This is a genomic window from Achromobacter sp. K91 (assembly GCF_003576205.1).
In the GTDB taxonomy this organism is placed as follows: domain Bacteria; phylum Pseudomonadota; class Gammaproteobacteria; order Burkholderiales; family Burkholderiaceae_B; genus Achromobacter; species Achromobacter aegrifaciens.
The window spans coordinates 279,766-292,275 of sequence record NZ_QWFB01000037.1; the positions used below are offsets into that span (position 1 = coordinate 279,766).

At 66.4% G+C, this 12,510-nt stretch carries 9 protein-coding genes and 1 pseudogene; 3 read left to right on the plus strand and 7 right to left on the minus strand.

Going from position 1 to position 12,510, the window contains the following annotated elements; genetic code table 11:
* Window positions 1-460: 460 nt before the first annotated feature.
* Both DXK93_RS32630 and DXK93_RS20365 read left to right on the plus strand, forming a co-directional pair.
* Window positions 461-508 (plus strand): annotated as a pseudogene (locus tag DXK93_RS32630) (hypothetical protein); the annotation flags it as partial.
* A complete protein-coding gene (locus DXK93_RS20365) occupies window positions 492-3,548 on the plus strand; it encodes an Rne/Rng family ribonuclease (RefSeq protein ID WP_225591433.1) in 3,057 nt (1,018 codons plus the stop codon). The pseudogene DXK93_RS32630 and the gene DXK93_RS20365, both read left to right, overlap by 17 nt.
* Window positions 3,549-3,690: 142 nt before the next feature.
* Here the strand turns inward: DXK93_RS20365 and DXK93_RS20370 are convergent, their stop codons facing one another.
* Entirely contained in the window at window positions 3,691-4,587 is an 897-nt protein-coding gene (locus tag DXK93_RS20370) for a LysR family transcriptional regulator (protein ID WP_054450590.1), read from the minus strand.
* Between the two features lie 175 nt (window positions 4,588-4,762).
* On the opposite strand from DXK93_RS20370, the gene DXK93_RS20375 reads away from it, so the two are divergent.
* Complete coding sequence (locus DXK93_RS20375) at window positions 4,763-5,698, plus strand: dihydrodipicolinate synthase family protein (protein WP_054450588.1); 936 nt, start codon at window positions 4,763-4,765, stop codon at window positions 5,696-5,698.
* Window positions 5,699-5,820: 122 nt separating this feature from the next.
* On the opposite strand, the gene DXK93_RS20380 is transcribed toward DXK93_RS20375, so the two are convergent.
* From DXK93_RS20380 to trpB, 6 genes are all read right to left on the minus strand, one after another.
* A complete protein-coding gene (locus DXK93_RS20380; RefSeq protein ID WP_119450977.1) occupies window positions 5,821-7,368 on the minus strand; it encodes a UxaA family hydrolase in 1,548 nt (515 codons plus the stop codon).
* Between the two features lie 46 nt (window positions 7,369-7,414).
* On the minus strand, window positions 7,415-8,422 hold the full coding sequence (locus DXK93_RS20385) for a tripartite tricarboxylate transporter substrate binding protein (protein WP_119450978.1): 1,008 nt from the start codon (window positions 8,420-8,422) through the stop codon (window positions 7,415-7,417).
* Window positions 8,423-8,713: 291 nt separating this feature from the next.
* Window positions 8,714-9,262 carry an acyloxyacyl hydrolase gene (locus tag DXK93_RS20390; protein ID WP_054450583.1) on the minus strand — a complete coding sequence of 183 codons (549 nt, stop codon included), beginning with the start codon at window positions 9,260-9,262 and terminating at the stop codon, window positions 8,714-8,716.
* Window positions 9,263-9,496: 234 nt separating this feature from the next.
* Window positions 9,497-10,372 carry an acetyl-CoA carboxylase, carboxyltransferase subunit beta gene (gene accD / locus DXK93_RS20395; protein WP_054450581.1) on the minus strand — a complete coding sequence of 292 codons (876 nt, stop codon included), beginning with the start codon at window positions 10,370-10,372 and terminating at the stop codon, window positions 9,497-9,499.
* Between the two features lie 35 nt (window positions 10,373-10,407).
* Window positions 10,408-11,271, minus strand: a complete 864-nt coding sequence (trpA, locus tag DXK93_RS20400; RefSeq protein WP_054450579.1) for a tryptophan synthase subunit alpha — start codon at window positions 11,269-11,271, stop codon at window positions 10,408-10,410.
* Window positions 11,272-11,281: 10 nt separating this feature from the next.
* Complete coding sequence (gene trpB, locus DXK93_RS20405; RefSeq protein WP_054451311.1) at window positions 11,282-12,481, minus strand: tryptophan synthase subunit beta; 1,200 nt, start codon at window positions 12,479-12,481, stop codon at window positions 11,282-11,284.
* Between the last annotated feature and the right edge of the window lie 29 nt (window positions 12,482-12,510).

Consider the following 12,510-nt stretch of genomic DNA (forward strand, 5'->3'; position numbering starts at 1 on the left):
AACTAGCCGCCTGACGTAGAGATGCAACGTTACGCAACTCCGTCGAGCGCGCGGGCCGCCATTGTACTGCCTGCTCATTCAACCCCCGGGGTCATTTGGTCGCCGGCGCAACCGCGCCCTGCCGGATAGTGGTGTGGCATTCATTTTGCCCGCTGTCCCAGCAGGTCCGTTGCATGCCGCAAGCGGCTCTGAAGCACCGCAAGAATCGTCGCATATTTAAAGCACCAGCTGCGCGTGGGCAACCAATCCGACCGCAACTGCCGTTCACAGCACTTTTCCGTCAAACCACATTCAGTGAAGCTGACCCTCCTGCTGACAGAACCCCGAGCCCCACGGCTCGACGTGCCCGCCTGACCCGCGGCGGATACGCCTGGGCGCCGCCCAGGTACGGTCCGCAACTCTTGCCCGCTTCAGCCCGCAGCCCGAGTGACCCGAGGTCACGCGCCGATATCGGCGCGTCATGACAACGGAGAACCCCTCTCATGAAGCGCATGCTGTTCAATGCGACGCATCAGGAAGAATTACGCGTCGCTATCGTCGATGGGCAAAAACTCATCGACCTCGACATCGAGACTGCCGGCCGCGAACAACGCAAAGGCAATATCTACAAAGGTGTCATCACCCGGATCGAACCCGGCCTCGAAGCTTGCTTCGTCAACTACGGTGAAGACCGTCACGGTTTCCTGCCTTTCAAGGAAGTGGCCCGCAGCTACTTCAAGGAAGGCGTGGACGTCCGCAGCGCCCGCATCCAGGACGCCCTGCGCGAAGGCCAGGAACTGATCGTCCAGGTTGAAAAGGAAGAGCGCGGCAACAAGGGCGCCGCCCTGACCACGTTCATCTCGCTGGCCGGCCGCTACCTGGTCCTGATGCCCAACAATCCCCGTGGCGGTGGCGTTTCGCGCCGCGTCGAGGGCGAGGACCGCCAGGAACTGCGCGACACGATGGAGCAGCTCGATCTGCCCCAGGGCATGAGCATCATCGCCCGCACCGCCGGCATCGGCCGCAACGTCGAAGAGCTCCAGTGGGACCTGTCCTACCTGTTGCAGCTCTGGACCGCGATCGACGGCGCCGCGCGCGACAACTCCGCGCCGATCCTGATCTACCTGGAATCCAGCCTGGTCATCCGGGCCATCCGCGACTACTTCTCCCCGGAAATCGGCGAGATCCTCATCGATACCGACGAGATCGCCGACCAGGCCACGGCCTTCATGAGCGTGGTGATGCCGGACAACGTCCAGCGCGTCAAACGCTACCGCGACGATATCCCCCTCTTCTCCCGTTTCCAGATCGAACACCAGATCGAAACGGCGTACTCGCGCACGGTCACGCTGCCCTCGGGCGGCGCCATCGTCATCGACCACACCGAAGCCCTGGTTTCCGTGGACGTCAACTCGGCCCGCTCCACGCGCGGCGCCGACATCGAGGAAACCGCGCTGCGCACCAACTCGGAAGCAGCCGATGAAGTGGCCCGCCAGTTGCGCCTGCGCGACCTGGGCGGCCTGATCGTCATCGACTTCATCGACATGGAGGACAGCAAGAACCAGCGCGCCGTCGAACAGCGCCTGCGTGACGCCCTCCACTTCGACCGCGCCCGCGTCCAGATGGGCAAGATTTCGCGCTTCGGCCTGATGGAACTGTCGCGCCAGCGCCTGCGTCCCGCCCTGAACGAAGGCTCGCACATCACCTGCCCGCGCTGCAACGGCACCGGCGTGATCCGCGACGCCGAGTCCAGCGCCCTGCATGTGCTGCGCCTGCTGCAGGAAGAGGCCATGAAGGAAAACACCGCCGCCGTGCACGCCCAAGTGCCGGTCGACGTTGCAACCTACCTGCTGAACGAAAAGCGCGCCGACATCACCAAGATGGAAGCCCGCCTCAAGGTCAACCTGATGCTGATCCCCAACAAGCATCTGGAAACGCCGCACCACCACATCGAGCGCCTGCGCCACGACGATCCGCGCCTGGAAGAACTGAAGACCAGCTTCGAACTGGTTGAAGCCCCGGCCACGGACGCCCCCTGGCAGCCGCGCGAGCACGAAATCAAGTCGCGTCCGGAAGCGCTGGTCAAGGGCATCACGCCCTCGCAGCCCGCTCCGGTTTCGACCCCGGCTCCCGCTGCGCCGGCTCCCGCGCCGGCAGCAACCGGCGGCCTGGGCGGCCTGTTCAAGCGCCTGTTCGGCTGGCTGGGCGGCAGCTCCGAAGCGGCCAAGCCCGCTCCCGCTGCCCAGGAAGACAGCGCCAAGCGCGCCAGCTCCGGCCGCGGCAAGGGCCGCAGCAGCCATGACGGCCAGGAACGCCGTGGCGAACGCCATGGTTCGGACCGCAACCGCAACCGCCGCGGCGAATCCCGCGGCGAAGGCGCCGAGGGCAGCGAAGGCGGCCGCCACCACGTCCGCGGCAACCGCCGCGCCGAGGGCGAGCGCCAGGAACGCGGCGACCGCAACAACCGCAACGACGCCCGTGGCGAACGCGACACCCAGGCTGCGCAAGCTGCCCTGGCGTCCAACCGCCCCGAGCAAGCCGTGGAAGCTGGCGGCGAGGACAGCGGCGCCGGCCGCAACCGCCGCCGCGGCCGTGGCCGCAATCGCCGCGAGGAAGGCCAGTCCGACGCCCCGATGAGCGAACAGGAAAGCATGGTCGCCGCCCTGGCGCAGACGGTCGCCACCGCCCTGCCCGAAACCAAACCGGCTCCTGAAGCCGCCGCGGTGACCGCCGAGGCCGGCGAAGCCGAAGCCGTGCTCGAACAGACCGCCGATGGCGTACCCGCCGTGGAAGGCGCCGAAGGCGCCGCCGATCCCGAGCGCAAGCGCCGCCGCCGCCGCAGCCGCCGTGGCCGCCGCAGCCAGGAAGAAGCTGGCTTGGCCGGCAGCGACGACCAGCAGGAAGATGGCGCCGACGACGACAGCATCGAACAGTCGGAAGAAGCCGCTGCCCAGCCCGCCGTGACCGCTGCGCAAACCGAGGAACCTGCCGCACATGTCCAGGCCGCTCCGGCGCAAGCCCAGCAGCCCGAAACCACGACAGCCGAGCCCGTCCAGGTTGCCGCTGCTCCGGTTGAAACCCAGCCGGCAGCGCCCGTGCAGGCCCAAGCCGAGCAAGCCGTCGAACCCGTGGCCCAGCCCGTGCAGACGGCTGCCGCCGAAGTGACCCAGCCGGTGTCCGTGCAGGCCGCGAGCGAGGTTTCCGCCCCCGCAGCGACCGAGCCGGCGCCGGTGGAAGCCGCCGCCGTCGAACCCGTGGTTGCTCCCGCCCCGGCGCCGGTGGCCCCGGTTGCTCCGGCCGCGCCTGTCGCGCAGGAAGCGGCTGCCGCGACGCCCGCAGCCAGCCAGCCCATCGTGGTGCCGGCTGTCGCCCCGTCGGCCAAGGCCCAGGCCCTGCACGACGTGGTGAATGCCGCCGGCCTGCAGTGGGTGGAGACCGATCCGGACCGCCACGCCCAGACCCAGCTGCGTATCGCCGCTGCGCACACGCCGGTCCGCCTGGGCCGCGAGCGCAAGCCGGTCGCGCCCGTTTCCAACGAGCCGCTGGTTCAGGTCGAAACGCGCCACTAAACCGCAGGCCCGCAAGGGCTTGCGACTGGCAGCACATCGCACCCCGTACGCTGGATACCGATCCAGCGTACGGGGTGTTTTTCATGGTGGGTCCGCAGGGCAGCGACGCCCCGCGCGATTCGCAGCGCGCCCCCTCGGCCGCTCACTCGTCCTCTATCGGCTCCGCGGGCAGGTTCAAAGCCAGGCCGGCCTCTTCGACGAACGCTTCCGCCAACGCCGAATGCGGCATATGCCGGGCCCAGATGATCCCCATGCAGCGCAGAGGCGCGCGCCCCGGCAGCGGCACTCGCTTGACGCGCCGGCTGTCCACCCAATCCGGCGCCCAATCGGGTACCAGCGACACGCCCAGCCCTTCCGACACCATGCAGGCGATGCCCATCAGGCCGTCGACCTCCAGGCGCTCGCGCGGCACGATGCCGTGCTGGCGCAGATACTGGTCCGCCAGCCGGCCGCCCCAGACGTTGCGGTCATAGCGTATGAAAGGCTGCGTGCTCATCAGCTCGTGGGCGTCATTGCTCACGGTATCGGGCGGCGCCAGCACCACCAGAGGCTCTTCCGCCACCAATTTCCAGGCGTAGCCTTTGGACAGGTTGAATTGCGGCTTGACGATGAAGGCCGCGTCCAGGTCGCCGTTGATCACCCGGTGGTACAGGTGATTGGAGGTGCCTGGCTCCACGAAAACGGCCAGCTTGGGCAGGCGCCGGTACAGGCGCGCCAGCACGGTGGGCATGATGCCCGTCAGCGCCGACACCGACACGCCCAGCCTCAACTCGCCCAAGGGCGCGTCGTCGCTGGCGCTGGCCCGCAGGTCGCGCACTTCGCGCAGCACGCTGCGGGCTCGTTCCAGCACTTTCAGGCCCGCTTCGGTCGCCTTGACGCTGCGGCCCACGCGCTTGATGAGCGTGGCGCCCAGCTCTTCCTCCAGGGTGCGCACCCGCGCCGCAATGGCAGCGGGGGTCAGGTCCAGCCGGCGCGCGGCCTCCGCCAGCGATCCGCATTCGACCACCGACACAAAGCTCTGCACATATCGCGTATCCAAAGCGTCCCCCCTCTTTTTCTGCAGGCATGGTTTGCGCCAGGGCAAACCACAACAATTTTATGGATTGAAGCAATTAAACAGCAGATGTTCACTGGCCGCTTCGGTGCCAGAATCAGACGTTGCCGCTGCGCCCCGTGGCGCGTCCTTTTCATTCATCAGAAAACGAGTAGAGACAATGAGCACCCAAGCCAGCATTCCCGGCGTTTTTTCTCCGGTCCTGACGCCATTCGACGCAGCCTATCGCCCGGCGCTGGGACGCTATGTGAAGCACTGCCGCTGGCTGCGCGAACAATCCGTCGGGCTGGCCATATTCGGCACCAACTCGGAAGCCAACTCGCTCGCCCTGTCGGAAAAGCGCAGCCTGCTGGACGCGCTGCTGGAAGCGGGCGTGGAACCGTCGGCGCTGATGCCCGGCACGGGCGCCTGCGCGCTGCCCGACGCGATCGAGTTGACCCGCCACGCCGTGCGCAGCGGCAGCATGGGCGTGCTGGTCCTGCCCCCCTTCTATTACAAGGGCGTGAGCGACGAAGGCCTGTTCCGCTACTACGCCGAACTGATCGAAGGCGTGGGCGACGACCGGTTGCGCATGTACCTGTATCACATCCCTCCCGTGAGCCAGGTGCCGCTGAGCCTGGACCTGATCGACCGCCTGCTCGACCGCTATCCCGGCCAGGTCGCCGGCGTAAAGGACAGTGGTGGGGACTGGAACAACACGGCGGCCATGATCGAACGCTTCGCGCCGCGCGGCTTCAAGGTCTACGCGGGCAGCGAAGCCTTCCTGCTGCAGACCCTGCGCGCGGGCGGCGTGGGCTGCATCACCGCCACCGGCAACGTCAATCCGGGCCCCATCGTCGCCCTGCAGCAGCGCTGGCAGGAAGCCGACGCCGACGCCCGCCAGGCCGGTCTGAACGCGACCCGCAACGTGTTCGGCAAATTCCCCATGATCCCCGCGATGAAGGCCGCGATTGCCTGGAAATCCGGCGATCCGGCCTGGGCGACGGTACGCCCGCCCCTCGTGGAACTGAACGCTGAACAGCGCACCGCCTTGCAGGCCGCCCTGGATGAGAACGGCTTCGACATGCCCGGCGCGCAGACCCTGGCGGACAACTAGCGCCCAATCCCGCGGGTGCTAGTTGTCCGTGGGATTGAACAGCGCAATATCCGCAGCACGAAGCGCCCCGGCGCACGGCGACCTGAAGCCGTGCGCCGGGGCGCTTCTTTTGGCGGTGCCGCTCAGCTCACCACGCCGATGTTCCAGGGCACGAACTCGTGATCGCCCAGTCCCAGCAGCTCGCTCTTGCTGCGCGTGCCGGAGGCCACCAGCAGGATTTCCTCGAAGATGCGCTGCGCCACTTCCTGTAGCGTCGCGGTGCCGTCCAGGATGTCGCCGCAATTGACGTCCATGTCCTCCGTCAGCCTTTCATACATCGGCGTATTGGTCGCCAGCTTGATCGAGGGCACGGGCTTGGCGCCGAACATCGAACCGCGCCCGGTGGTGAAACAGATCATGTTGGCCCCGCCGGCGATCTGTCCGGTCGCGGACACGGGGTCGAAGCCCGGCGTGTCCATGAACACCATGCCGGGCTGGCGCACCGGCTCCGCGTAGCGGTAGACCTCCATCAACGCCGTGGTGCCGCCCTTCATCGAAGAGCCCAGCGACTTCTCGAAGATGTTGGCCAATCCGCCCATCTGGTTGCCCGGACTGACCTTGCCGTTGATCTGCACGTCGCGCCCCGGCGAGTACTCTTCCTTCCACCAGCGGATGCGCTGCACCAGCTTTTCGCCGACCTCGCGGTTGCGGGCGCGCGCGGTCAAGGTGTGCTCCACGCCATAGATCTCAGGCGTTTCGGACAGGATGGCGGTGCCGCCGTGGCGCACCAGGATGTCCATGGCCGCCCCCAATGCGGGATTGGCGGTGATGGAGGAAAAGCCGTCCGAACCGCCGCATTGCAGGCCCACCGTCAGATGCCGCGCCGGCACCGGCACGCGCTCGACCCGATTGGCCTCGGGCAACAGCGCCTGCACCGCGGCGACGCCCGCCTCGATGGTTTTGCGCGTGCCGCCGGTCTCCTGCATGATGAAAGTCTTCAGCCGCGCGCCCGCCTCCAGGCCCTGGTCCTTGAGCAAGGCATCCAGCTGATTGCGCTCGCAGCCCAGCCCGACGATCAGCACGGCGGCGAAGTTGGCGTGACAGGCGTAACCGCCCATCGTCCGGCGCAACAAATCCATGGGTTCGCCGGACATTTCCATGCCGCAGCCCATGCCATGGCTCAACGCCACCACGCCGTCCACATTGGGATAGGCGGCCATCAGCTGCGGCGTGAAAGCTTCGGCAATGCGATGCACCACCGTCGCCGAACAGTTGACCGTCGCCATGACCCCGATGTAGTTGCGCGTGGCGACCTGTCCGTTGGCGCGCACGATGCCGAGAAAGCGCGCCTGCTCGGACTCGGGCAGGACCGGCGTCGCCACGTAATCGCGGGCGTGCGCGTAGTCCCGGTCGAACTCCTGGAAGTCCATGTTGTGCGAATGGACGTAGGTGCCGGCCGGAATGTCGCCCGCTGCAAAGCCGATGCAGACGTTGTACTTGAGGATGGGCTCGCCGGCGCGCAGGTCGCGCGCCGCGATCTTATGCCCGGCCGGGATCTGGCTGCGGCTGACGATGCCTTCGGAGGGTACGGCCATGCCTATGCCGATGGGCACGCGCGCCACCACGACGTTGTCCGCGGAATGCAGCCGGATGACGGGGCCGGCTGCACGTTTTTCAGTGAAATCGATCATGTCTGGATCTCGTAGGGATAAAGGCTCGCCCGCGCGGGCTGGACGCCTATTCGGGTTTGATGCCTATGTCGCGGATCAGCACCGACCAGCGCGGCAGCTCCGAACCCACGAAACGCGTGAAGGTATCGGAATCGCTGCCCACCACTGTGAAGCCCTGCTCGCTGAGCTTGGCCTGCATATCGTTCTGCTGCACGGCGGCGCGGATGGAATCGGAAAGCTTGGCCACCACGGGCTTGGGCGTATTGGCCGGTGCGAACACGCCATACCAGGTCGACACTTCGAAGTCCTTGAACCCGGACTCGGCCAGGGTCGGGATTTGCGGCGCCTTGGGGTCGCGCTTCAGGCTGGTAATGGCCAACGGCCGGACCTTGCCCGATGCGATGTGAGGCAAGGCCACAGGCAGATTGGCGAACATGTACGGCACGTGCCCGCCCAGCACGTCGGCCATGGCGGCCGATTCGCCCTTGTACGGCACATGCGTCACCTTGGTGCCCACCATGTGCGCATACAGCTCCCCGGCTATGTGCTGCGGGCCGCCCTGGCCGGACGAGGCATAGCTCATTGCGCCATCGCCGGCCTTGCGGATCTGCTCCGTCAGCTCCTGTACGGTCTTGGCATCCACCAAGACTGGATTGACCACCAGGATCAGCGGCATGGTCACGATCTGCGATACCGGCGCAAAGTCCTTCTCGGGCTTGAAGGGCAAGGACGGGAACAGCGAAGGCGCCACCACCATGGTGGACTGCGAACCCAGGAACAGCGAGTAGCCATCGGCAGGCGAACGGGCGACGTTGTCGGCGGCGATGGTGCCGGTAGCGCCGGCCCGGTTTTCGACCACCACCTGCTGCCCCAGGCTTTCGGCCATCTTGGCGCCGACCAGGCGCGCCACGATGTCCGCGCCGCCTCCCGGGGCAAAGCCCACGACCATGCGCAGCGGCTTGTTAGGAAACTCCTCGGCCATGGTGGCGGATGAGCCGCAGGACAGCGCGAGGCCCAGGCCTAGGGCTACCGTCATGCGCGTCAGGGGACGCGCGGGCGTACAGGGGGTGTTCATGCGTTGGTCTCCGTATGCCATCGTCGCGCCCCTCCCCGGCCGCAGCCAAGCGTGCCGGGAAGCGGAGCCGCGCGGCGGCTCGTTGTGTGTTGTGCAGTGCCAGAGCATTCTGGCGATTGCACTCCCTACCAACAAGTATGTATACGCAGCGTCAGAACATAATATTTTTGATGTATCAAATTAGACTTGCCGCAACGCAGCACAGCAGCCCAAAAAAAATCCACCCCTGAGGGTGGATCTGTCTGTGCAGCGGGCCCTTGGGGCCGCGCCACGCCCACATATATGGCGTGATCAGAACTGGTAGGTGTACGTCAGCTGCACCACGTCCAGGCCCGGGTTCGGGCGCTTGATGCTGGCGTTCGAGAAGTGCGAATAGCGCAGGCCGATGCGATTGTTCGGCGTCACGAGAAAGCCCATGCCGATGTGGTCGCCAAACTGGAAAGCGGTGCTGATGTTCTCGTCGGCGAAACGCGTGCTGGAGAAGAGCGTGGCGCCAATACCCGCTTCAATGTAGAAGCGTTCGCCGGTCCACCAGCGGAACATCGGGATGGCGTTGAGCTGCCAGACATGGCCCGGGGAGCGCGAGCCGCTCGCCTTCCAGTACGACGCGCCGAGTTCGGGCGTCAGGTCCAGCCGGCCCCAGTTGCCACCGAACTGGTAGGTCCAGACCGAAGCCGTTTCGTAGTTGATCGTCAGGCGCTGATAGTGGTCTCCAATGCCGTAATGCACGCTGACGCCGCCCTGAGTACCCTCGGACGATTGGGCGCTTGCCAGCGACGCGGTTGCAGCCAGGGCAAGTCCCACAAGGCCGGTAAGCATCTTCTTCTTGGTCAACTGCATTGGAAAACTCCGTAGATTTCAAACCTAGTACGCAACATAGCAAAATCCGGGCCGGAAGGCTCAAGCTTTGTCGCACGCAGGCAACATTGCGGATGGAAAACACTGTTCCGCAAATTGTTCGTCATATGCGGCCCCGGGGCCGCATATGACAATGCCGCCGGAAGCCCTGGGCTGCCGGCGGCATCTTGGCGCTGTTCGTCTGGCCCGTCCCCTCAGGCGCAGGCCCGGGCAAACTCAGGCCGTAACCACGTCCGCCGGTTGATTGGTCAGCAAGGCCAGCAGGCGGGCGATTTCCTCGCGCAGCTGGCGGCGGTCCACGACCATGTCGATGGCGCCCTTCTGCAGCAGGAACTCGGCGCGCTGGAAGCCTTCCGGCAGTTTTTCGCGCACGGTCTGTTCAATCACGCGCGGGCCGGCAAAGCCGATCAGCGCCTTGGGTTCTGCGATGACCACGTCGCCCATGAAGGCGAAGCTGGCTGACACGCCGCCCATGGTGGGGTCGGTCAACACGCTGATGAACGGCAGGCCGGCCGCCGACAGGCGGGTCAGCATGGCATTGGTCTTGGCCATCTGCATCAGCGACAGCAGGCTTTCCTGCATGCGCGCGCCGCCCGAGGCAGCCACGCAGATGAAGGGCGTCTTGTTGTCCAGCGCGGCCTGGGCGCCGCGCGCGAAGCGCTCGCCCACCACCGAGCCCATGGAGCCGCCCATGAATTCGAATTCAAAGCAGGCCAGCGTTGCGGATACGCCGCGGATCGAACCGCTCATGACCACCAGCGCGTCGGTTTCGCCGGTCTGCTTGACCGCTTCCTGCAGACGCTCGGGGTACTTGCGGGTGTCCTTGAACTTCAGCGTATCGACCGAACGCGTGGTCTGGCCGATCTCGACGCGGCCCTCGACATCCAGCAGCGAGTCGATGCGGGCACGGGCCCCGATGCGCATGTGGTGGTCGCACTTGGGGCAGACGTGCAGGTTGGCCGCGAGGTCTTCGCTGTACAGCACCGATTCGCACGACGGGCATTTCACCCATAGGCCTTCGGGAACGCGGCGGGGGCCGCTTTCGCTGGTTTTATTGATGCGAGGAGGCAGGAGTTTTTCGATCCAGCTCATTGATTATTCATCCCGTATGAGGTCACGCCCGCCGCTCAGGCCGACGCGCTTGCTCGTTTTACTTGATCCAGCGCTTGCCGGATGGTGCGCAGCCAGCCGCTGGCGGCGGTGACTGCGGCGTCGGTTTTCTGGGCCGCGGGGGCATTCGCCGCCGCCTGCTCCATGGTTTCAATCAGTTTGCTGCCGATCACGACGGCATCCGCCGCGCGCGCCACGCGCTGGGCGCTTTCGGCGTCGCGGATGCCGAAGCCCACGCCCACCGGAATGTCGCGCACGTGGCGGCGGATCACGGCCAGGCGCTCGGCAACGTCGTCAGTGTTGAGCGAGCCCGAACCCGTGACGCCCTTGAGCGACACGTAGTACACGTAACCCCGCGCCACTTCGGCGACGGCCTTGATGCGCGCTTCCGTGGACGTGGGCGCCAGCAGGAAGATGGGCGCAATGCCGTGCCCGCCCAGCGTGGCGGCGAACTCGACGACTTCTTCGGGCGGATAGTCCACCACCAGCACACCGTCCACGCCCGCCTGCTCGGCGCGACGCGCGAACTCGGCCTGGCCCATGCGTTCGATCGGGTTGGCATAACCCATCAACACCACCGGCGTGGATGCGTCGCGCTGGCGGAATTCAGCCACCAGCTCCAGCACGCGGGCCAGGCCCACGCCTTGCGCGATGGCGCGGTCGGCGGCGCGCTGGATCACCGGGCCGTCGGCCATGGGATCGGAGAACGGCACGCCCAGTTCGATGACGTCGGCGCCGGCCTCGACCAGCGCATGCATCAGGGGAACGGTCGCGGCGGGCGAAGGATCGCCGGCGGCAATGTAGGGAATCAGCGCCGCAGCGCGGCCGGATTCGGCGGTGCGCGCAAAAGCGGCGGCAATGCGGTCGATGCGAGTGGTCATGGACAGGGCCTCAGAGCTCGATGCCGGCCTGTTCGGCCACGGTATGCATGTCCTTGTCGCCACGGCCCGACAAGTTGACCAGGATGACGGCGTCGCGCGGCAGCGTGGCGGCCATCTTCACGGCTTGCGCGATGGCGTGCGAGGACTCCAGCGCGGGCATGATGCCTTCGATGCGGCAGCAATCGTGGAAGGCCTTGAGGGCTTCCGCGTCGGTGATGCCGACGTACTCGGCGCGGCCGGAGTCCTTCAGCCAGGCATGTTCCGGGCCCACGCCGGGATAGTCCAGGCCGGCGGAGACCGAATGCGTTTCCTGAACCTGGCCGTCGGCGTCCTGCATGACATAGGTGCGGTTGCCGTGCAGCACGCCCACCTGGCCCGCGGCCAGGGAAGCGGCATGGCGGCCGCTGTCCATGCCCTCGCCCGCCGCCTCGACGCCGATCAGGCGCACATTTTCGTACGGAATGTAGGGATGGAAGATGCCCATGGCGTTGGAGCCGCCGCCCACCGCCGCCACGACGTAGTCGGGCTGGCGGCCGGTGGCCTCGGGCATCTGCGTCAGGCATTCGTTGCCGATGACGGTCTGGAAATCGCGCACCATGCGGGGATAGGGGTCGGGACCCGCCACCGTGCCGATGATGTAGAAGGTGTTTTCGATGTTGGTAACCCAGTCGCGCATGGCTTCGTTCAGCGCGTCCTTCAGGGTGCGCGAACCGGACGTGACCGGCACCACCGTCGCGCCCAGCAGCTTCATGCGGTAGACGTTCGAGGCCTGGCGGCGGACGTCTTCGCTGCCCATGTAGACCACGCATTCCATGCCGTAGCGGGCCGCCACCGTGGCGGTGGCCACGCCGTGCTGGCCGGCGCCGGTTTCGGCGATGACGCGCGGCTTGCCCATGCGCTTGGCCAGCAAGGCCTGGCCGATGCAGTTGTTGACCTTGTGGGCGCCGGTGTGGTTCAGGTCTTCGCGCTTGAACCAGATCTGGGCGCCGCCCACCATTTCAGACCAGCGGCGTGCGTGGTAGACCGGGCTGGGCCGGCCGACGAAATGCTTGAGTTCGTAGTTGAACTCTTCCTGGAAGGCGGGGTCGACACGGTAATGGTCATAGGCCGCGCGCAGCTCGTCGAGCGCGTGCATCAGCGTTTCCGCCACGAAAACACCGCCATAAGGGCCAAAATGGCCCTGGGCATCCGGAAAGTCGTAAGGTTTCACCAAGCATCTCCCCCGGGTATCGCGGCAGG